Raw genomic sequence first — 20,988 nt, 5'->3', positions numbered from 1 at the left:
GGGTCCGCTGAAAGTCATTTCCGTGCCACGAACCGTTGTTGCTGCATACCCCTCGGCTGAGTGCCGACGAGCCGACGGTGTGACGCAGGCCTCACATTACATCGATGTAATGTGAGGCGCAACGAAAATTTGTTAGCGTTCCCAAAGTGACGTGCCGCTCTCGATTACCCGGTTTCCCGAAGGTTTTTGACTGGGGCGCAGAAAGCCTAGGAGGAGGTGCTTTGCCGCTCCACAATTCTGTAATCAATGGCTACGACCTTTTGAGGGCCCTGCCGGTCAACCATGCGTTCCGTGAGGAGGCGCAACGCTTCACGGGCAACCTGGCGCTTATCGAAGGAAACGGTGGTCAGTGACGGCACTGCAAACTGTGCGTCGGCAATGTCGTCGAAGCCGGCAACGGCCACATCGTCGGGAACCCTGATGCCGCGCTTCCACAGCACGCTGAGTGCGCCGATGGCCATGGAGTCCGTGAAGCAGAACAAGGCCTCCGGGAGCGGATGGGAGTCCAGATGGGCGGACAGCGCTTTCGCTGCCGCATCCGGGCTCCACTTTTCGCAGGGGATGATTAGGGAGTCATCCCGGGCAATGCCCAGTTCTTTGAGTGCCGCGTGGTACCCACGCGTGCGGAGGACGGCCGCCGCCGAGCCGCGGCCTTCCGCGGCTCCCAACACTGCGATACGCCGCCTGCCGGTCCTGCCGAGCGCCAGGGTCATGTCACGGGCAGCCGCAACACTGTCCACCCATACACGGTCGGCCAGTTTCTGGGACACCTCACCCAACAGCACCACCGGAGGCAAGGCAACGCCCACTTTGACGGCACTCTCGTCCAGGACCACGGGGTTGAGGATGAGCCCGTCGATCAGGTTGGACCGCGCCCGCGACATGAGCTCGTATTCACGGGTGGGATCGGACCCCGTCTCCTCGATCTGTACGCTCCACCCCTGCTCGTGGGCTACTTCCACCACGCTGTGCGCGATCTCGGCAGAATAGGGCGTGCCCAGGTCGGGCAAGGCCAGGGCAATGACCCCCGACCTGCCGTTGCGCAGTCCCCGGGCCGAGAGATTGGGCACGTAATCCAATTCCGCCATGGCCTGCTCCACCTTGGCCCTGGTGGGACCGCTGACCGGGACGATGCCGTTCATGACGTTCGAGACCGTCTTGGGCGAAACCCCTGCGAGGCGCGCTACGTCCTTGACCGTTGCGCGCAACGGCGCCCCCTTATTCCCGGTATGGCTTTGGTGACGATTTTACTCCGGCCCGCCATCCCCAGCTGCATGGAGGCGGAGCATCAGCGTTCGCGCTGGTGGTCCCCGGCCACGGTCTTGGCGGCCTCGACTTCGAGCATGAGCTTGCCGTCTTCTTCAACCAGCGTTGGCTGGTACACGTGCGGCTTGCGCTTGTAGCTCAGGTAGGCGATGCAGCCGTTGGCAGCGGCCATCTTCTCGAGCATGATCTCGGAGCCGGGGACCAGCAGCTCACCCAAGGGGCGGCCCACAGTGTTCTCCTGGCCCGCCTCATCGCCCAGGGCGCTGGTGTTCCGCTCCTGGACCACGTGTGCGGCATTGACCCACCTGCCCCACACGCCCTTGCCTTCAAGCAGCGATGGTTCCTGGCCAAGCGGAACGGTGGCGGCGAAGTAGCGGGTGTCGAACCGGCGGTGCGCAAAGTCGGGGCTGCGCCAGTTGACGAGGGACTTGAGCAGATCCGTCCGGAGGGAGAGGCCACGCTTGCCCAGCACCTGCGCAAGGGTTTTCTCCTGGTCCGCCACCGCAATGCGTGCCCGCATCCACTCGGGGGTGGAGGTGGCCTCGACCGTGCTGGACATGTCCGGGCCGGCCAGCAGCACGCCGGTTTCTTCAAAGAGCTCGCGGATGGCGCCCACCACGTGGCGCCGCGCCAGCCCGACGTCGTCCGTTCCCATCTGCTCAGCCCAATGCTGCGGTGACGGGCCCAGCCACCCCATGGCGTCGTCGTCGGCCGGGTCAAGGGACCCGCCGGGGAAGGCGAGGACCCCCAGCGGCGAGGAGCCGGGCCGGTAACCCAGCCACGTCTCCAGGCCATTGGGCGAATCACGCAGGAGGACAACGGATGAGGCGAAGCGCGCGGCCCGGGGGGTGCGCTCGCCGTGTTCGAGCCAGCTTTGCGCTGCCCCTTCAAGGTCCTGGGGAAGTGCAAAAAGGCGTCGTGCGAGGTGTGGCAAGGGAAGTGTCCGGTCTTAGCTGAATTCGGCGATCAGCTCGACCTCTACGGGAGAGTCGAGCGGAAGAACGGCAACGCCGACGGCGGAACGTGCGTGCTGCCCGGCCTCACCAAGGACGCGGCCCAGCAGTTCCGATGCGCCGTTGACGACGGCGGGCTGGCCGGTGAATGAGGGATCCGAGGCAACGAATCCCACAACTTTCACGATCCGGGTGATCCGGTCGAGGTCGCCGATGACGCTCTTGACGGCAGCCAGGGCGTTGACGGCGCAGACGGCTGCGTAGCGCTGCGCGTCCTCGGGGGAAACGGTGGGTTCGTCGGCGTACCCTTCCGTACCGGCGGACACCTTGCCCGTAGCTTCGAGTTTGCCGTTAATAAACGGGAGCTGGCCCGAGGTGTAGACGTGGCTGCCGGAGACTACGGCTGGAACGTAGGAGGCTACCGGGGCGGCCACCTCGGGGAGGGTGATGCCAAGTTCGGCAAGGCGCTGTTCGACGGCGGAAACGGGCGCCGTTGCGGCGCTGGACTGGGCTTCTGCGGGGGTGCTCATGCTACTGCTTCTCCCTCTTGAGGTAGGCGACCAGGCCGTTGCCGTCAGGTCCGGGGACCACCTGGACGAGCTCCCAGCCGTCCTCTCCCCACTGGTCCAGGATCTGCTTTGTGGCGTGGATAATGAGCGGAATCGTCGCGTACTCCCATTTGGTCATGAAAGAAAGCGTAGCCCTTGCCGGTAAAGTGGAAAACATGGCGACTCGCAAGAACCCCTTATTCGACACTGCCACCACACTGGGTAAGATCCTTCTTTTCCTTGGTGTGAGCGCGATTTGCGGTGTCCTCGTGGCAGGCCTGCTGGTCCCTGCCGCGGCCGTCTCAGGCAGCGCGGCAAGCGGTTCCATCGACTTCTTCGATTCCCTTCCGGCAGAGCTGAAGGTTGATCCCCCCAGCCAGACCACCAGGATCCTGGCTGCGGACGGCAGCGAGATCGCCAGCGTCTACACCGAGAACCGCACCAAGGTTCCGCTGGACCAGATTTCACCGAACATGAAGAACGCCATCATCGCCGTCGAGGACAGCCGGTTCTACGATCACGGCGGCGTGGACACCACTGGCATCCTCCGCGCGCTGGTGAGCACCGCCCGCGGCAACAAGCAGGGTGCGTCCACCATCACGCAGCAGTACGTCAACAACGTGCTGAACGCGAACCTCGCCGCCGCCGGCGAAGAGGACCAGATCAAGCTCAACGGCGTCAACAAGGGCGTGGGTGACAAGCTCCGCGAAATGAAGCTCGCCATCGCTCTGGAGAAGGAGTTCAGCAAGGACCAGATCCTTGAGGGCTACCTGAACATCGTGTTCTTCAACCGTGACGCATACGGCATTGAGGCCGCTTCCCGGTACTTCTTCAGCACCACCGCCAAGGACCTGACCCTGCCGCAGGCAGCGCTCCTGGCCGGCCTGGTGAACAGCCCCTCCGCCTTCGACCCCATCACGAACCCGGAGAAGTCCAAGCAGCGCCGCGACCTGGTGCTGGGACTCATGCTGAACCAGAACAAGATCACCCAGGCCGAACATGACGCCGCCGTGGCAACCCCGGTGGAGCCCAAGGTGACCCAGCCCAAGCAGGGCTGCGCCTATGCGGCCTCTGCCCCCTACTTCTGCGACTACATCCTGCACTTGCTGGAAAACAACCCCGCCTACGGTGCGGACGTGAAGGAGCGCCAGCGGTTGATCTACGGCGGCGGCCTCACCATCACCACCACGCTGGATCCCAACGCCCAGGCCACGGCCCAGGAGCAGGCAAACGCAGCCGCCGGCGCCAACCCTGATAAGTGGGGCGCGGCCATGGTGTCCGTTCAGCCCGGCACCGGCAAGATCATATCGATGGCCCAGAACACAACGTTCCTGCCCGGCCAGGGCTTCGACTCCCAATTGAACTTCAACGTAGACAAGCTGGACAAGGACGGCAACGACCTCAACGGCATGGGCGGCGCCCAGCCGGGGTCCACCATGAAGCCGTTCACGTTTGCCGAGTGGCTCAACGAGGGCAAGACCATGAACACCACGGTCAATGCTGCCCAGCGCGTCTATCCGATTGGCTACCCGTGGAAGAACACCTGCGGCAAGATCCAGGGCGCCTACAGCACTGCGCAGAAAAACGCCGGCCTGGACGCCGCGGACGACCTCCAGAACGCCGAGCCCCAGTGGTACCGGCCGTTGACGGTCCTTGAGGGCCTCTACAACTCCATCAACACCGTGACGTTTGCTTCGGCCGCCCAGCTGGACTTCTGCGGCATCCAGAAGATCGTGGACGCCGTGGGACTGCACAGTGGCTTGCCCTCAGCTGACGAGCCGAACCCCAAGGTGAACATGATGACCCTTGGCAACCTCCTGGGTTCCACGCAGACCTCCCCGCTGACCATGGCGAGTGCCTTTGCCACCTTCGCGAACGACGGCAAGTACTGCGAACCCATCGCCATCACCGCGGTCACTGACGCCACCGGCAAGCAGCTCCCGGCGCAGTCCAGCAGCTGCCGTGATGCCATCAAGCCTGAGGTTGCACGTGGCGTGAACTATGCGCTGCAGGAAGTCCTGAACCGGGGTTCCGGTGCGTTGATCCAGCCCCGCATCTCCACCAAGACCAGCTTCCCCATCGGCGCCAAGACCGGTACGTCCAACAACAACGGCTCCACCTGGGTTGTGGGCCACACCACTGGCCTGGCCACCGCTGCCTGGTTCGGTGACCCGCTGGGAGCACAGGACCGTGCCGGACAGAACATCACGGTCAACGGCAAGTTCTACAAGGGCATCGACGGCTACATGATCGCCGGCCCCATGTTCTCCAGCTACATGGCCAAGATCGCCCCGGCGTACGGGACCAACCCGTTCCCGGCACCGCCGAGCAACATGATCAGCGGGACCACCACCAGCTCTCCGCCGGCAAGGACCACGCCGCAGGCCACCCAGGCTCCCGTTCCGTCGGCACCGGCTCCGCAGGCTCCCGCCACCCAGGCCCCGGCACCGGCACCCACGAGCAATGGCAATGGGAACGGCAACGGAAATAAGAACGGCTAAGCACCCATGAACATCGACACCCTGGCAAGCCGCGCCCGTGCAATCGGGCGCGGCTTTGCCGTCACTGCAGGCGCCGGCGCCGCGGCCGGAATGGCCGCCTTTGGCTACGGACTGTGGGAGAAGAACCAGTTCGTCCTCCGCGAAGAAACCCTTGCCATCCTGCCTCCCGGCCGCGAACCATTCCGGATCCTGCACCTCAGTGACATCCATTTCGTGCCCGGACAGAACAAGAAGGCTGACTGGCTGGGGTCATTGGCGGACCTTCGGCCGGACCTCGTGGTGAACACGGGCGACAACCTCAGCCATGTCAAGGCCGTGGACCCGCTGCTGGATGCCTTGAAGCCGCTGCTGCAGTTCCCCGGCGTCTTCGTCCCCGGCTCCAACGACTACTTCGCGCCAAGTCCGAAGAATCCGGCGGCGTACCTGTTGGGGCCCTCCAAGGTGAAGCCAAAGCCGATCGTGCTCGACTGGCCGCGCCTGCGTTCAGGTTTTGGCATGAGCGGCTGGGTTGACCTCACCAACCGCAGCCAGTCCCTGGTCCTCAAAGGCATGCGCTTCGATTTCTCGGGCGTTGATGATCCGCACCTGAAGCGGGAACGGTACGCCGGCTGGCCCCGCGGAACTGTCAGCCAGGATGCGAATGACCACCTCCGGGTAGCGGTCATCCACGCGCCGTACCAGCGGGTCCTGGACCACTTCACCGAAAGCGGAGCGGACCTCCTGTTGGCCGGACACACCCACGGCGGCCAGCTGTGCATCCCCGGTTACGGAGCCATCGTGTCCAACTGCGACCTTCCCACCTGGCGCGCAAAGGGCCTCAACGACTGGTCAAGCAACGGAAGCACGACGCCGGTCAACGTCTCGGGCGGCATCGGCACCTCGCGCTTCGCCCCGGTAAGGATCGCCTGCAAACCTGAAGCGGTCCTGCTGACCCTCACCTCCCGCACTTGACCTGTTGCTCCATCAGATACGGTCCCCAAAATGGGGTTATGAGGACCGTAACTGATAGGGCAACGGCATTACGATCTGCAATAACTGGTCAAGCAGCACGCGTCCCTCAAAATCGGTGTGAACCGCCTCACGCCAATGGCATAGGGTAGTTGCTAGAGGAAACTACATTCGTTTTAGAGCTTGAGAAGCGGGCATGGCCAAGCAGACTCCCTTTTTCCGATCCATCAGCCGTCTTTATCCGCACGTCCGGCCCATCATCCCCAGGCTCCTGCTGGGACTCCTCTGTGCTCTCCTGGCCAGCGTGGTGGCCCTGACCATCCCGCAGGTGCTGCGGGTCCTGGTGAACACGGCACTGCAGCCTGGAGGTTCGCCGGAGGCGGTCTGGGTTTCGGCCGCCGTCATCCTGGTACTGGGCATCGCCGAGGCGGGACTGGTGGCCCTCCGCCGGCAGTTCGTCATCAACCCCGCCACCTCGGTGGAAACCCGGATGCGGGTGTCCCTCTACGACCACCTGCAGCAACTGACCGTCTCCTTCCATGACCGGTGGGGCTCCGGCCAGCTGCTGTCGCGGGCCATGACGGACCTGAACTTCCTGCGCCGCTGGATGGCTTTTGGCGCCATCATGCTGGTGGTCACCACCCTGACCGTGATCATCGGCATCGTGGCCATGTTCGCCATGAGCTGGCAGCTGGCCCTGATCTTCCTGGCCGCCGCCGTTCCCATCACCATCAACAGCTTCCGGTTCCGCACCCGGTTCAGCAAGGTTGCCCGCCAAGGCCAGGACCAGGCCGGGGACCTTGCCACGACGGTAGAGGAATCGGTCCACGGCATCCGGGTGCTCAAGGCCTTTGGCCGCAGCCGGGAAGCCTTGGAAAACTTCAACCAGCAGGCGGAGGAACTGCGCCAGACGGAGATCGCGAAGGCACGGCACCAGGCAACGTTCACCATGGTGGTCACCCTGCTTCCCGAACTCGCCCTGGGAGCCGGCCTGGTGGTGGGCGTAATGCTGTGCGCCAGCGGTGAGTTGAGCATCGGCGCCCTGGTGGCGTTCTTCGCCACGGCCGCAGTCATCGCCTCCCCCGTGGAATTTTCCGGCATGCTGCTGGCCATGGCACTCACGGCCAAGACCGCCGTCGACCGCCACTACGAAGTGATGGACACGCAGAACGCCATCACCAGCCCTGCCCAGCCCAGCAGCCCGGGCCAACTGGCGGGGGCGCTCCGCTTCAACCACGCCACCTTCGCCTTCGAGGACGCACCGGACAAGCCGATCCTCAAGGACATCAACCTGGATATCCTGCCCGGTGAAACCATGGCCCTGGTGGGCATTACCGGCAGCGGCAAGAGTGCGCTGATCCAGCTGGTGCCCCGGCTGTACGACGTCAGCGGCGGCGCCATCACCATCGACGGCGTCGACCTCCGGGACTTCGATGTTGAGGAACTGCGCAGGATCGTCGGGGTGGCTTTCGAGGACACTACGCTCTTCTCCAATTCAGTCCGGGACAACGTCCTGCTTGGCGCCCCGGTCCGCACGGAGGGTGTCCTGGACGAGGCCCTTGACGTGGCCCAGGCACACTTCGCGTATTCCCTGCCGGAGGGCGTGGACACGCTGATCGGCGAGGAGGGCCTGAGTCTCTCGGGCGGCCAGCGGCAGCGCATCGCGTTGGCACGTGCCATCGCCGCGCGTCCGCGGGTGCTGGTCCTGGACGATCCGCTGTCCGCCCTGGACGTGCACACCGAAGAACTGGTGGAGGCCCGCCTCCGCGAGGTCCTGAGGGAGACCACCACCCTAATTGTGGCCCACCGTCCTTCCACCGTGGCCCTCGCAGACCGGGTGGCGCTGCTGGAGGACGGGCGCATCACCGCCGTGGGGACCCACACCGAACTGCTGGCCTCCAACCAGCACTACCGCTACGTCATCGCCAGCCTTGACCGGGAGCCGCGGGACCTGGACTCCGAACTGTCGGCCCTCGAAGACCAGGCTGAGGAAGTGACCCGATGAGCACCGCAACGTTCGGCACCGCCAATGAAGACAACGCCCACCTCAGCAAGAGCGACAGCCGGGCAGTACGACGGCGGTCGCTCGCCCTGCTGCGGTCGCTGATCCGTCCGGTGCGGGCGCGGTTCTGGCTGACTATCGCCATGGTGGTCCTGTCCCAGGCCGCGCGGGTGGCCGGCCCCGCACTGATCGCGTTCGGTATCGACCACGCCCTGCCCGCCCTGCAAGCCGGCGACAACCTCCCGTTGGTGCTCACCGGCGTCGCTTACCTTTCGGCAGCCATTGCGACGGCGGGACTCACCGCCCTCTATGTCACCTCCACTGCACGGCTCAGCCAGGCGATGCTGCTGGACCTGCGGTTGCGCGTCTTCCGCCACACACAGCGGCTCAGCCTGGAGTTCCACGAAAAGTACACTTCGGGCAGGATCATCGCCCGGCAGACCTCGGACCTGGAGGCGCTGCGCGAACTCCTTGACTCTGGCGTCAGCTCCCTCGCTTCCGGCATGCTCTTCATGGCCTTTACCGCCGTCACCATCTTTGCCCTGGACTGGCGGAGCGGCTTGCTGGTGCTCGCTGCCGGCGTGCCGATGTTCTTCCTGTCCCGCTGGTACCAGAAGCACTCGCAGATCGCGTTCCGGGAGTCCCGCGTGGTCTCGGCCCGGCTGATCGTGCATTTCGTGGAAACCATGACCGGCATCCGCGCCGTCAAGGCCTTCCGCAAGGAGAAGGAGAACTCGGAGCGCTACGGCAAGCTTGCCGAGGACTACCGCCTGGTCACCGTCCGGTCCATCAACCTCAACGGCATTTTCCAGCCAGGCCTGGTGCTGATCGGCAATGTCTGCGTGGCCGTGGTCCTGCTGTTCGGCGGATTCCGGGTCCTGGGCGGCGGCCTGGCAGTGGGTGTGCTCCTGGCCCTCATCCTCTCCACCAAGCGGTTCTTCCAGCCGGTGGACCAGATGGCCATGTTCTACAACTCGTTTCAGAGCGCCCAGGCAGCCCTGGAAAAGGTGTCCGGACTGCTTGAGGAGGTGCCCACGGTCCGGCCGCCAAAAAACCCGGTGCCCCTTCGCAGTGCCACCGGGCGCATCGACTTCAACGGTGTGGAATTCCGCTACGGCGACGGCCCGGTGGTGGTACCCCGCCTGGACCTGCACATCCCGGCCGGACAGACCGTTGCCCTGGTGGGACAGACAGGGGCCGGAAAGTCCACCCTGGCCAAACTCATCGCACGCTTCTATGACGTCACCTCCGGAACCCTCACCCTGGACGGCGTGGACCTCCGCGACCTGGCCACCACCGACCTCCGCCGGAACATTGTCATGGTCACCCAGGAGGCGTTCCTGTTCAGTGGCTCGGTGGCGGACAACATTGCGCTGGGCCGGCCTGAAGCGTCCCGGTCCGAGATCGAAGAGGCCGCCAAGGCGGTGGGCGCCCACGAGTTCATCCTGGAGCTTCCGGAAGGCTACGACACCGACGTCAACAAGCGCGGCGGCAGGGTCTCCTCCGGCCAGCGGCAGCTGATCAGCTTTGCCAGGGCCTTCCTGGCACAGCCGGCGGTGCTGATCCTGGACGAGGCCACCTCCTCGCTGGACATCCCTTCCGAGCGGCTGGTGCAGGCTGGGCTGGCCCGCCTGCTCGCCGGGACGGAAGCGGCACGCAGGACGGCCCTGATCATCGCGCACCGCCTGTCCACGGTGGAGACGGCGGACCGTGTCCTGGTGGTGCACGACGGCCGGATCGTGGAGGATGGCACGCCGCAGGAACTGATCGGCGGCGGCGGACGCTTCGCCGACCTGCACGGGGCATGGAAAGACTCACTGGTCTGACCCGCTTCTTCGGTGGGCCGTGATTTCGCATCCAGGGCCTGAATCGGCTATCCTTGTAAAGTTGCTTTTGCAGCGGATCGGGATGTAGCGCAGCTTGGTAGCGCGCTTCGTTCGGGACGAAGAGGTCGCAGGTTCAAATCCTGTCATCCCGACCATAACGAAAAGAGGGTCTCCTTGCGGAGGCCCTCTTTTTTCATCTCGATGTGGTCACGGCCATCACTGATCGCCTAACAGAAACAGCCCCGGAGCGGTTGCTCCGGGGCTGTCTCATCGCCTCCTGTTGTGAGGAAGCAATTTACGCAGGGTCAGGCCAGTTGCCAATGTAGGTGACGACGGAGGTGTCAGTGGTAGTGGTCTTCTTGTCCTTCTTCACCTTCGTGGAAGCAGGGTCAGGCCAGTTACCGATGGCTACCGACGTACCCGAGTTATCGGCGATGGAACCTGCAGACAGGACGGCCGGAGCCGCCGCGGAGAAAGCCAGGGCCCCAGCCAAGGCGGCCGCGGTTGCGATCTTCTTCAACATATAAGTTCCTCAATACGAGTCGGATTCGTTACAAAGCCAGCACTGTCCTTGTTGACACACATTGTAAAATATTTTCCACAGGGGCTGTCAAGCATTCGCGCAGCCTTGGCTGTCCAGAAGGAGGAAACGCGTGGGCAACGGATTCGGAGAAAAGCTCCGGGCGGAGCGCCTTGAGCGTGGACTGACACAGGCCGAACTGGGCAAGGACCTGTATTCACCCAGCTATATCTCACTGTTGGAGACGGGCCGTAGGGAACCGACAGCGGAGGTAATCGAGGAACTGGCCCGTCGGCTGGAGCTTGCACCGAAGGCATTGGAGGCTTGGAGCCAACCGATTTCCCTGAGTGACGCCGAGTACGTGCTGGCAGGGCTTTATGCCCGTCAGGCATGGGATTTACGTGACTATCCATTGGCCGCCACCCACGCTGCCACGGCAGCGCAGATCGCGCTCGACGGTAAAAACACGAGTGCCTGGTGGAACATGACATACATGCAGGCCGAGTGCCTCATGAAGCAGGGTGACCTGCAGGAGTGCCGCAAAATCGTCGAGCGTCTCCTTGAGCATCCAATGGCAACAGAGTCTGTGGGTCTTGGCGTGCGTGCCCGCCAAATGCTCGCCGCCGTGTGCCACGGCCAGGGCCAGCTGCCCATCGCCGTGGAGCATGCGTTGGAGGCTGTCAGGCTCTCCGTTAATTTGCCCCGTGGTTCAACCGTGCTTATCGGTGCCCACAGGATCCTGATCGGCGCCTTAGCCGAAAGTGGCCGCTTGGACGAAGCCTGGAAATACTGCCAGGCGCTGCTGGACCAAGTGGATGAGCACGCCATGTCCCAGCTCGCGGGCGAGGTCGCCTGGGTGATCGGCAACGTGGCCTTCATGCGGCACGACTACACGGAAGGCGTCAAGCACCACGAGCGGGCGGCGCGCCTGCTCTCCCCCGCCAATGACATCGAGTTGTGGGCCCGGTTCAATAAGGCGTCTGCTGCTGTTCGGCTTTCCTCGGGGATCGTGGAGCCTGAGACGCTTTCAGCGATCGAGCGGGCGGAACTGGCCTTCTCGATCGTTGGCGGAACCAAGAGCGATGAACTGGAAGTCGCCTTCATCCGTGCCCGCTGGCTGTACCTGACCGGGGACATCGTTGCCGCCGTCGAAAAACTGCGCGAGATCCACGCGGAGCGCGACGCACTGGGCAAGCACACTGCTGGCGAGGTCTCACTGCTGCTGGGCAAGTCGCTCAAAGCCTCGGGAGAAACCGACGAAGCACTCGTCCATCTTGAGGACGCCCAAAAGGCCTTCGCCGCTGCCGGCGCACAGGACCGGGTTCAGCAGGCACTGGACGCAATCCTCGAGATCAAGCTGGCGCAGAAACGCGCAGCCGCTGCCGCCAACGCCAGTTAAGCGAAGCCAGGCAAACCCGCGAACGCGGGCTTACCTGGCTTCGAGGCTCGGCTAAGAGAAGGTCTTTCCCGTGATCTTCTCGTACGCTTCGACATAACGGCCGCGGGTACGCTCCACTACTTCAGCGGGAAGCGCCGGCGGCGGGGTGTCCGACGATTTGTCCCAACCGGACTCGGCAGAAGTGAGCCAGTCGCGCACATACTGCTTGTCGTAGGAAGGCTGGGCCTGGCCCGGCTTGTAGGTGGCGGCATCCCAGAAGCGCGAGGAATCCGGGGTCAGCACCTCGTCACCCAGCGTGATGGACCCGGAGACCGCGTCGTAGCCGAACTCCACCTTGGTATCCGCCAGGATGATGCCGCGCTCACGGGCGACCTTTTCCGCCGTCGTATAGATCTTCAGCGTCAACTCGCTGAGGCGGGCGGCGATGTCGTCGCCAACCAGGGCAACCACGGCGTCGTAGGTGATGTTCTCGTCGTGCTCACCGATCAGTGCCTTGGCCGACGGCGTGAAAATCGGGTGCTCGAGCCGGGACCCGTCCACCAGGCCTTCGGGCAGCGGGATGTTGCATACCGTTCCGGCGGCCTTGTACTCCTGCAGGCCGGACCCCGTGAGGTAGCCGCGGGCGATGCACTCCACCGGGAACATGTCCAGCTTCTTGCAGATCATGGCGCGGCCTTCCACCTGGGCCGGCACGCCGTCCTCCACGGTGGAGCCGAGCACATGGTGTTCCACGCCCAACTGGTCAAACCACCAGAGGCTCAACTGGGTCAGGATGCGTCCCTTGTCGGGGATTTCGCTGGACAGCACATGGTCGTAGGCGCTGATACGGTCGCTGGCCACCACCAGCACGCATTCCTGGCCAACGCGCTGCAGGATGGACTCGTCAGCGGGCTCGTAGAGATCGCGCACCTTGCCGGAGTAGACGTGCGTCCAGCCGGGCAAGTCAAGGGTCTGGGTGGCGTAGCCGCGGTTCTCAGGAGTTGCAGTCATGGGTCAGGCCTTTGCTTTCACGATGGGCATGGAGCCCGTGGCACCATAGGGCACCTTGATCTCCCCGCGGGCAGCTTTGCGTCCGATGTCGGTGCGGAACTGCGAGCCGTCCAGCTTCACCAACTCGACGCCGTCGTACGCTTTTTCGCGTGCCTCCACCAGGTCGCTGCCCAGGGCGACGACGGCGAGGACCCGCCCGCCGGCGGACACCACCTTGCCTTCCTCATCCAGGGCAGTTCCAGCGTGGATGACGTGCACGCCGTCGAGTTCCTCAACCTTCTTGAGCCCGCGGATGCGGTCACCGGTACGGGGCTTGTCCGGGTAGTTCTCCGAGGCGATGACGACGGCGACGGCAGTTTCCCTGGCCCACCGCAGCTCCTCCGCCTTGTCCAGCTCGCCCTTGGCGGCCGCCATCAGCAGCGCGCCGAGGGGGGTCTTGAGCCGGGCGAGGACCGCCTGGGTTTCGGGGTCGCCGAAGCGGACGTTGAACTCGATCACGCGGGTGCCGCGCGAGGTGAGGGCGAGGCCGACGAACAGTACGCCGACGAACGGGGTGCCGCGGCGGGCCATCTCCTTGACGGTGGGCTGGGCCACGCGGTCAAGGACTTCCTGGACCAGACCCTCCGGAGCCCATTCGAGCGGCGTGTAGGCGCCCATGCCGCCGGTGTTGGGCCCCTCGTCGTTGTCGAAGATGCGCTTGAAATCCTGTGCGGGCGACAGCGCCACGGTGTTCTGCCCATCGCAAAGGACAAACAGGGAAACTTCAGGGCCGTCCAGGAACTCCTCGATGACCACCGAACCGCCGGCGTCGAAGCAGGACTGGGCGTGCGCCAGGGCTTCGTCGCGGTTGCGGGTGACCACCACGCCCTTGCCGGCGGCGAGCCCATCGTCCTTTACGACGTACGGGGCGCCGAAGGTGTCCAGTGCGGAGGCTGCTTCCTCGGCGTTGGTGGCCACCATGGCCATCGCCGTGGGGACGCCGGCTTCCGCCATGACTTCCTTGGCGAAAGCCTTTGAGGCCTCAAGCTGGGCTGCTGCCTTGCTGGGCCCGAACACGGGAATCCCGGCTTCACGGACGGCGTCCGATACGCCTGCGGCCAGCGGAGCCTCCGGGCCCACCACCACGAGGTCCACGCCGAGCCGCGTGGCCAGTGCCGCAACTGCCTCGGGATCGTTGCCGTTGATGTTGTAGGTGGGGACCAGCTTGCTGATGCCGGCATTGCCAGGCGCCGCGTGGACCTCGGACACGTTGGGGTCGGCAAGCAGGGAGCGGACAATGGCGTGTTCGCGGCCTCCGGGGCCAATGACGAGTACCTTCACAGTGTCCAAGGGTACTTTGTGCACCCTCCCCGCTCCTAAGCTGTGTCCTCCCCCCTTGCGGTCAATCCGGATACCCGCCCGCTCCGAACCATAGACATGACAAAGCTGCGAAACAGGATTACAGGTCCCGCAACCATGGCCGCATTGGCAGGCGTGGTGGCAGCCGCCGTCGTACTTGCTGTTGCGGAGCTGACCGGGGCGTTCTTTACCGCCAGGGCTACCCCCCTGTTTGCCCTGGGGTCCACCTTCATCGACTTCACGCCGCCCGCCCTGAAGGACTTTGCGATCGCCACCTTCGGCACCAACGACAAGGCGGCCCTGTTCGTGGGCATGGGCCTGACCATCGCGGCGCTTGCCTGCATCCTGGGCGTGGTGGCCTACCGGAAATGGGCGCTGGGCGTCCTGGGCGTGCTCTTCATGGGTGCCGTGATCGTGGCCAGTGTGGTGACCCGCGCGGGGGTGGGCGCCGCGGATGCCATCCCTTCCGTGCTGGGAACCATTGCCGGGCTGGTGGTCCTGCGCCGCCTGATGGTACCGCTGTGGGGGATGAAGGCGTGGCCGGAAGCGCCGGCGGATACAGCGGCCGACGGCGGGGAACCGGTTGGGAGCAACGGCACCAGCCGGCGCCGGTTCTTCGCCGCTGCCGGGGTCACCGCGCTGGCCGCGGGCATTGCCGCCACCGGTGGGCGGGTGCTGGCTGCCGCCCGCAGCAACGTGGCCAAGGCAAGGGAAGCACTGACGCTGCCGTCGCCGGCAAAGGCCGCAGCCGCCATACCGGCCGGGGTCCAGTCCCCCGTGCCCGGAGTTACGCCGTGGCTGACTCCCAACGGCGAGTTCTACCGGATCGATACGGCGCTGAGCGTGCCGGAAATCAACGTCGACGACTGGGAACTGCGCGTGCACGGGCTCGTGGAACAGGAAGTCACGCTGACCTTCCAGGACCTGCTCGACGCCGAACTGATCGAGTCGCATGTCACGCTCACCTGCGTCTCCAATCCCGTGGGCGGCAACCTGGCCGGCAACGCCAAGTGGCTGGGCCTGCCCATTCGCGAGGTCCTGGCCCGCGCCAAACCCAAGGACGGGGCGGACATGGTGCTGTCGACGTCGATCGACGGCTTCAGCGCCTCCACTCCCTTGGAGGTCCTGCAGGACGACAGGGACGCCATGCTGGCCATCGGCATGAACGGGGAGCCGCTTCCGCTGGAGCACGGCTACCCGGTACGGATGGTGGTTCCCGGGCTGTACGGGTTCGTCTCCGCCACCAAGTGGGTGGTGGACCTGGAGGTCACCCGGTTCGCTGACAGCAAGGCCTACTGGACCGAGCGCGGATGGTCAGAGCGCGGGCCCATCAAGACGATGGCGCGCGTCGACGTGCCGAAATCCTTTGCGAAAGTACCGGCCGGGAAAGTCGCCGTGGGCGGGACCGCCTGGGCCCAGACACGCGGCATCACCAAAGTGGAAATCCAGATCGACAACGGCGACTGGACGGAGGCCACCCTTTCCACCGAAGCGTCCACGGTCACTTGGCGCCAGTGGTCCTACGAATGGGACGCCACGCCCGGCCCGCACTACATCAAGGTCCGGGCCACGGACGGGACCGGGGAGGTCCAGACAGACCAGCGCGCCGATCCCGTCCCGGACGGCGCATCGGGCTGGCAGTCGGTGATGGTCACCGTGCAGTAGTCACCGGGCAGCAGTCCCGGGCATCTGCGGGGCTGGCCCATAGACTGGCTGTATGCCGCACAATCCGCATGCCACCTTCACTGTTGACTCCGCCGTCGAACTGGCCGTGATCGAACGCAGCGGCTTTGTGGAGTCGAGGCACGTTGGTTCCGCCGTGCTCCTGTCCGCGGACGGTTCAGTGGTCACTGAACTCGGGGACATCAACACCCCCATCTACGCCCGGTCTACACTCAAGCCGTTCCAGGCCCTGGCGTCCATGCAGTCAGGGGTTCCGCTGCGGGGCGCCCAGGTGGCCATCGCGTGCGGAAGCCATACCGGATCACTGGACCACATGGATGTGGTGGCGGGCATGCTCAAGGCGGCCGGAATCCGTGAAGACCAGCTGCAATGCCCGGAGGCGTGGCCGCAGGACGAAACGGCCCGGAACTGGCTGGTGCGCTCGGAAAAGGGGAAGTCGCGGCTGGCGTACAACTGCTCCGGGAAGCACGCAGCCTTCCTGTGGGCCTGCACCGAAAACGGGTGGGACACCCACAGCTACCTGGAGCCGAACCACCCGCTGCAGCAGCGGGTGCGTACCGTCGTCGAGGAATATACGGGCGAGAAGATTGCGCACCTGGGGATCGACGGCTGCGGCGCCCCCGTGGCGGCTGTTTCCCTGAAGGGCCTTGCCAGGGCCTACTCCCACCTGGCCAAGGCCCCCGGCGACCAGAGCTTCAGCGCCAGGGCCGCCACCATCGCCACTTCGATGCTTGACTACCCCTGGGCGGTGCAGGGCCGCGGCGAAGCCAACACCCTGGTGATGGATGAGTTGGAGGTCATTGCCAAAATCGGGGCTGAGGGCGTCCTGGCCATGGCAACGCCCCAAGGGGTCTCCGTGACAGTCAAGATCCTGGACGGGAATGTCCGCGCCACCTCGCTGGTTGCCCTCACCCTCCTCGCCGCGGCAGGGGCCGTGGAGATCCCGGGAGTTGCCAGCGCCCTGGAGCGCGTGGTGGAACCGGTGCTCGGCGGCGGCCGCCCGGTGGGCAAGATCAGGCTGGGTCCGGCAGTTTCCGCGCTCCTGGACTGACGTCCCATTCCCCAATCGACGCAAAAGGAAAGACTGGAAGCATGGCCGTAGCCCGCCGTCGTATTGACGTCCAGGAAGGCAAAGCAGCACTGAAGGCGTGGCTGGAAGCTTCGCAGCCGGCGTCGGACGCTCCCCTGCCGCGGGCGGTCCTGGCCACTGCCGTCAGGTACTCGTTGGAGGAGGTGACGGCGCGCGCGCCGGGGAACTCCGTGGAGGTGCGCGTCCCGCCGTTTGGCGTCACCCAGTGTGTTGAGGGTCCGCGGCACACGCGCGGAACCCCACCCAACGTAATTGAGTGCGACGCCGCCACCTGGCTTGCTATGGTGACCGGCCAGCTGGGCTGGGCGGAGGCAGTCGGGGCCGGCAAGGTGGCCGCGTCCGGCCTGCGCGCGGACCTGTCGGCCCTGCTGCCGCTGTAACCCTTCGGGTTCGGCTACCCGCGGCCGATGAAGGGCATCCCCGCCGCGGTGACCACCACTGAGCCCACGCTGGCCGAGGCCGGCATGTTGGCCATCATCAGCACTGCCCGCGCCGCGTCCGCCGCCGGAAACATCGGCTCCACCTTGCGGCTGCCGTCCGCCTGGAGCGCACCCGAGCCGACGCCGATGGTGTCCATGATCTCGGTGGCAGTGTTGCCGATATCGATCTGCCCGCAGGTGATGCCGTAGCCGCGGCCGTCCAGCTCGATGCTCTTGGTCAGGCCGGTCATGGCGTGCTTGGTCACGGTATAGGCCACGGTCCGCGGCCGCGGTGAATGCGCGGAGATGGAGCCGTTGTTGATGATCCTTCCGCCCTGAGGTTCCTGCGCCTTCATGGTCCGGACCGCTGCGGCGGCACACAGCATGGACCCGGTAAGGTTCACGGCCAGGGTGGCGTTCCAGTCCGCCAGGCTGATCTCGTCCACCCCGGCCGCCGGGCCGAACACCCCGGCGTTGTTGAACAGCACGTCCACCCGTCCCCACTGTTGGTGTGCTGCCTCGAAAAGCCGCTCGACGTCGTCGGGCCGGGTCACGTCGCAGGGAACCACCAGCGCGTCCGGGCTGCCGTCCGCTGTTTCCTTCAGCTGCGCCTCCCGGCGGCCGGCCAGGACCACGCGGTAGCCGTCGGCCAGCATCTGCCGGGCAACCTCCCGGCCGATGCCGGAGCCTGCGCCTGTGACGACGGCGACGCGTGCTGTGGAAGGGGAAGTGTCCATGCGCTCTCCTGGGCTAAAGCTGCGCCGGCACGGCCGGCTTGTTCAGCGGCCAGCCTATGACGGTCTTGGGCCGCGGCGCAGCGAACGTCCGCACCTTGGAGGTGGTCAGCCGCATGCGGACGAGTGATTCGGCAATGGTCACGGCAGAGGCGACGCCGTCCACCACGGGAACACCCGCCCGTTGCCGTATCTGCTCGTCCAGGCCGGCCATCCCGCCGCAGCCGAGGACAATCACCTCGGCCCTGTCCTGGGTTACGGCCAGCATCGCCTGGTTGATGATGGCCTCGACGGCCCGCTCCGGTTCCTCCTCGAGTTCCAGGACTGCCATGCCGCTGGCACGCACGGAGGCACACCTGGCGTCCAGTCCGGCCAGCTTCAGCCGGTCCTCGATGAGGGGAACCGTCCGGTCCAGGGTGGTGACCACCGAATACTTGTGGCCCAGGAACATGGCCGTGCTGGCGGCGGCCTCGGTGATGTCGACGACCGGGACGTCCAGCAGCTCCTGCAGCCCCTCGCGGCCATGTTCGCCGTACCCGGCCTGGATGACGGCGTCGAAGGGCTCCTGGTAGGAGGTGACGGCGTCCATGACGGCGATGGCCGCCAGGTAGCTTTCGAAGTTGCCTTCGCAGGAGTCGGCGCCGAACCTGGGGGTGATGCCGATGATTTCGGTGCCCGAGGCGGCCACGCTGCGCGCGGAGGCCGCGATCGAGTCGGTCATTGACTGCGTGGTGTTGACGTTTGCGACGAGTATGCGCATGGGGAGGATCCTTGGTCGGGCGGCCCTTCTTGGGCCGGGTCAGCGGTGGGGCTTAGTGGGTGCTGACGACGGCGATGGCCTCGCCGTCGCGGTCGTCCAGCCTTTGGTTGCGGTCGGCGATGAAGAAGTACAGTGCCGCTGCTATGCCCGCTGCGAAGAACCAGGCGAAGGGTGCCGCGGCAGCCAGCCCCGGCACGAAGGCGATCAGCAGGGCCAGGACGGCCGCCGGAACCATGGCGATGATGGCCCGCGGATTGACGCCCTTCCGGTAGAAGTACGCGCCTTCCGGTGAGGCCGTATAGAGCTCGGCGACGTTGACCTTGCCGCGGCGGATCAGCCAGTAGTCAGCCATAACGACGCCGAACAGCGGACCAAGCAGCGCACCGAGGCCGCCCAGGAAGTACACGATCACCAGAGGGTTGTTGTAGAGGTTCCAGGGCAGGATGACCAGCCCGATGGTGCCTGAGACCATTGCCGCCCTGCGGAAGTTCAGCCGCTTGGGGAACAGATTGGTCAGGGCGTACACAGGGGCGACGAAGTTGGCCATCAGGTTCACTGCGATGGTCAGAATCAGCAGGGCAAGGCATGCGAGGACCAGGAACAGCGTGTTGGGGATGGTTTGGACGATATCGGAAGGGCTCTTGATGATGGTGCCGTTGATTTTGAACTGGCCGCCGGCCATCACTACCACGATGGCGCCGAACACGAGCATGTTGATGGGGATGCCCCAGAAGTTGCCCCGGACCACGGCCTTCTTGGAGACCGCTGAGCGGGTGAAGTCGCAGAAGTTCAGGACGAACGTGCCGTAGATCGAGACCCAGAGGGCGCCGCCGGCGAAGATGGTGAGCCACATTTCCGGCCCTTCCAAGGCCTTATTGGAGGACCAGGCAATGCTTCCGCCGGCTTCCACGAAGATCCAGACGGCCATTGCGGCCATGGTGGCCAGAATGACAGGGCCGGCGAATGCCTCGTACTTACGGATCATTTCCATGCCGAAGCTGACGATGACCAGCTGCACCACCCATAGGGCCACGAATGCCATCCATCCCAGCGTGGACAGTCCCAGGATTGAGTCCTGGTCCAGGTCACCGAGGGCCGGGAACATGGCTACGAGCATGACGCGGAAGACGACCGAGGCGAGGTAGGTCTGGATGCCGAACCATGCCACGGCCACGGCGCCGCGGAGGAGGCTGGCGATCTGGGCGCCCCTGATGCCGAAGCTGATGCGGCTCATGACCGGGAAGGGAACACCGGTCTTGACACCCATGAATCCGGACAGCGTCAGGAGGCCGAACAGCAGCGCAGCGCCGATGCCGAGGGCCATGAGGATCTGCCACCCGCCCAGCCCCAAGGCGAACAGGCCGATGGCGAAGGCGTAGTTGCCCAAGCTGTGCACGTCGTTGGCCCACAGGGTGAAGATGCTGTAGCTGGTCCAGCTGCGGCCGGCGCGCCTGGTGGGCGCAAGATCGGAGTTGTACAGGGAAGGGCTGATGCTGGTGCCCGAGGCTGCGCTTGCTGATTCGCACAGGGCTTCAACGCTGCCGGGGGTATGTGCTGCAGGGGCCGACGGCGCTGTCAGTCCCTGGTCAGCAGCAACGCCCGCCGTAGGAGGGGTTTGCATAAGGTCTCAATTCTTTGGAGGATTCCGGGTGGTGAGGCCGACCCTTGGGTCGTTTCTGTTATTCCACATTGCGGAATCGAGATATTGAATAGTGAAATAAGAGTATGACCTGCGTCACGGGCGGTCAAGCGGCAGCATCAGTGAAGTCCAGTCATAAATGGCTGGCTTGCCTCTTCCGCCTGCTTCTTCACTGGAGTGCCCGCCGCCACGTTGACCCAAGCTAAGACTCTTACTAATCTCGTCTAGCAATAATGTTTTCTCACAATACGAAAACATGAAGCCTGATGCGTTCAAAGATGAAAAGAGGCTGACATGGCTGCAGGAGAAGATACCTCCCATATCCTCAGCGGGTTGACTAACCAGCTGCCTGATCGTGATCCGGAAGAGACT

The 20,988-nt window shown here is 65.0% G+C and carries 19 protein-coding genes and 1 tRNA gene; 9 read left to right on the top strand and 11 right to left on the bottom strand.

All coding sequences use genetic code 11. The annotated features are described in order from the left end of the window. Nucleotides 1–206 precede the first annotated feature (206 nt). From ACR65K_RS20390 to sp36, 4 genes are all read right to left on the bottom strand, one after another. The gene (locus ACR65K_RS20390; RefSeq protein ID WP_056328543.1) at nucleotides 207–1,208 is read right to left on the bottom strand and encodes a LacI family DNA-binding transcriptional regulator; all 1,002 of its coding nucleotides are present in this window, start codon (nucleotides 1,206–1,208) and stop codon (nucleotides 207–209) included. Between the two features lie 80 nt (nucleotides 1,209–1,288). Further along, nucleotides 1,289–2,200: an NUDIX hydrolase gene (locus ACR65K_RS20385; protein WP_440154706.1), complete on the bottom strand. Its 912-nt coding sequence runs from the start codon at nucleotides 2,198–2,200 to the stop codon at nucleotides 1,289–1,291. Between the two features lie 15 nt (nucleotides 2,201–2,215). Next, nucleotides 2,216–2,749 (bottom strand): RidA family protein, encoded by a 534-nt coding sequence (locus tag ACR65K_RS20380; protein WP_056328538.1) that lies wholly within the window; start codon nucleotides 2,747–2,749, stop codon nucleotides 2,216–2,218. A 1-nt stretch (nucleotide 2,750) separates the two neighbouring features. Beyond that, entirely contained in the window at nucleotides 2,751–2,906 is a 156-nt protein-coding gene (sp36, locus tag ACR65K_RS20375) for a Sp36 family protein (RefSeq protein ID WP_009359196.1), read from the bottom strand. Nucleotides 2,907–2,943: 37 nt separating this feature from the next. Between sp36 and ACR65K_RS20370 the strand changes: the two genes are divergently transcribed. From ACR65K_RS20370 to ACR65K_RS20350, 5 genes are all read left to right on the top strand, one after another. Next, entirely contained in the window at nucleotides 2,944–5,268 is a 2,325-nt protein-coding gene (locus ACR65K_RS20370) for a transglycosylase domain-containing protein (protein ID WP_440154705.1), read from the top strand. A gap of 6 nt (nucleotides 5,269–5,274) precedes the next feature. Next, the gene (locus ACR65K_RS20365; RefSeq protein ID WP_440154704.1) at nucleotides 5,275–6,219 is read left to right on the top strand and encodes a metallophosphoesterase; all 945 of its coding nucleotides are present in this window, start codon (nucleotides 5,275–5,277) and stop codon (nucleotides 6,217–6,219) included. A gap of 193 nt (nucleotides 6,220–6,412) precedes the next feature. After that, nucleotides 6,413–8,221: an ABC transporter ATP-binding protein gene (locus tag ACR65K_RS20360; RefSeq protein ID WP_440154703.1), complete on the top strand. Its 1,809-nt coding sequence runs from the start codon at nucleotides 6,413–6,415 to the stop codon at nucleotides 8,219–8,221. Beyond that, the gene (locus ACR65K_RS20355) at nucleotides 8,218–10,044 is read left to right on the top strand and encodes an ABC transporter ATP-binding protein (RefSeq protein WP_440154702.1); all 1,827 of its coding nucleotides are present in this window, start codon (nucleotides 8,218–8,220) and stop codon (nucleotides 10,042–10,044) included. The genes ACR65K_RS20360 and ACR65K_RS20355 overlap by 4 nt, the downstream gene beginning before the upstream one ends. A 78-nt stretch (nucleotides 10,045–10,122) precedes the next feature. Beyond that, nucleotides 10,123–10,199 (top strand) — tRNA-Pro (locus ACR65K_RS20350). A gap of 140 nt (nucleotides 10,200–10,339) precedes the next feature. On the opposite strand, the gene ACR65K_RS20345 is transcribed toward ACR65K_RS20350, so the two are convergent. Beyond that, nucleotides 10,340–10,567: a hypothetical protein gene (locus tag ACR65K_RS20345; protein WP_056328526.1), complete on the bottom strand. Its 228-nt coding sequence runs from the start codon at nucleotides 10,565–10,567 to the stop codon at nucleotides 10,340–10,342. A gap of 130 nt (nucleotides 10,568–10,697) precedes the next feature. Here ACR65K_RS20345 and ACR65K_RS20340 point away from each other — a divergent pair, with 130 nt between their 5' ends. Next, the gene (locus tag ACR65K_RS20340; protein ID WP_056328523.1) at nucleotides 10,698–11,963 is read left to right on the top strand and encodes a helix-turn-helix domain-containing protein; all 1,266 of its coding nucleotides are present in this window, start codon (nucleotides 10,698–10,700) and stop codon (nucleotides 11,961–11,963) included. Between the two features lie 51 nt (nucleotides 11,964–12,014). Here ACR65K_RS20340 and ACR65K_RS20335 read toward each other — a convergent pair whose 3' ends face one another. Both ACR65K_RS20335 and purD read right to left on the bottom strand, forming a co-directional pair. Continuing rightward, nucleotides 12,015–12,953: a phosphoribosylaminoimidazolesuccinocarboxamide synthase gene (locus tag ACR65K_RS20335; protein ID WP_440154701.1), complete on the bottom strand. Its 939-nt coding sequence runs from the start codon at nucleotides 12,951–12,953 to the stop codon at nucleotides 12,015–12,017. Nucleotides 12,954–12,956: 3 nt separating this feature from the next. Continuing rightward, nucleotides 12,957–14,273: a phosphoribosylamine--glycine ligase gene (gene purD, locus ACR65K_RS20330; RefSeq protein ID WP_440154712.1), complete on the bottom strand. Its 1,317-nt coding sequence runs from the start codon at nucleotides 14,271–14,273 to the stop codon at nucleotides 12,957–12,959. Between the two features lie 96 nt (nucleotides 14,274–14,369). Between purD and ACR65K_RS20325 the strand changes: the two genes are divergently transcribed. Genes ACR65K_RS20325 through ACR65K_RS20315 form a run of 3 tightly spaced genes read left to right on the top strand, consistent with a single transcriptional unit; the run spans nucleotide 14,370 to nucleotide 17,444 of the window. Further along, the gene (locus ACR65K_RS20325; RefSeq protein ID WP_440154700.1) at nucleotides 14,370–15,956 is read left to right on the top strand and encodes a molybdopterin-dependent oxidoreductase; all 1,587 of its coding nucleotides are present in this window, start codon (nucleotides 14,370–14,372) and stop codon (nucleotides 15,954–15,956) included. Nucleotides 15,957–16,008: 52 nt separating this feature from the next. After that, nucleotides 16,009–17,025: an asparaginase gene (locus ACR65K_RS20320; RefSeq protein WP_440154699.1), complete on the top strand. Its 1,017-nt coding sequence runs from the start codon at nucleotides 16,009–16,011 to the stop codon at nucleotides 17,023–17,025. A gap of 41 nt (nucleotides 17,026–17,066) precedes the next feature. After that, nucleotides 17,067–17,444 carry a sterol carrier family protein gene (locus tag ACR65K_RS20315; RefSeq protein ID WP_440154698.1) on the top strand — a complete coding sequence of 126 codons (378 nt, stop codon included), beginning with the start codon at nucleotides 17,067–17,069 and terminating at the stop codon, nucleotides 17,442–17,444. A 14-nt stretch (nucleotides 17,445–17,458) separates the two neighbouring features. On the opposite strand, the gene ACR65K_RS20310 is transcribed toward ACR65K_RS20315, so the two are convergent. The 4 genes from ACR65K_RS20310 to ACR65K_RS20295 form a co-directional block, all read right to left on the bottom strand. Beyond that, nucleotides 17,459–18,220 carry an SDR family oxidoreductase gene (locus ACR65K_RS20310; RefSeq protein ID WP_440154697.1) on the bottom strand — a complete coding sequence of 254 codons (762 nt, stop codon included), beginning with the start codon at nucleotides 18,218–18,220 and terminating at the stop codon, nucleotides 17,459–17,461. Between the two features lie 13 nt (nucleotides 18,221–18,233). Continuing rightward, nucleotides 18,234–18,977 (bottom strand): aspartate/glutamate racemase family protein, encoded by a 744-nt coding sequence (locus ACR65K_RS20305; RefSeq protein WP_440154696.1) that lies wholly within the window; start codon nucleotides 18,975–18,977, stop codon nucleotides 18,234–18,236. A 52-nt stretch (nucleotides 18,978–19,029) separates the two neighbouring features. Continuing rightward, nucleotides 19,030–20,598: an NCS1 family nucleobase:cation symporter-1 gene (locus ACR65K_RS20300; RefSeq protein WP_440154695.1), complete on the bottom strand. Its 1,569-nt coding sequence runs from the start codon at nucleotides 20,596–20,598 to the stop codon at nucleotides 19,030–19,032. A 114-nt stretch (nucleotides 20,599–20,712) separates the two neighbouring features. Continuing rightward, the coding region (locus ACR65K_RS20295) for a hypothetical protein (RefSeq protein ID WP_440154694.1) at nucleotides 20,713–20,988 on the bottom strand (276 nt) is incomplete at its 5' end.

This window comes from Arthrobacter sp. SAFR-179 (assembly GCF_059414945.1).
Note: the sequence above shows the minus strand (reverse complement) of the source record. Positions and strands in the feature narration are given on the sequence as shown.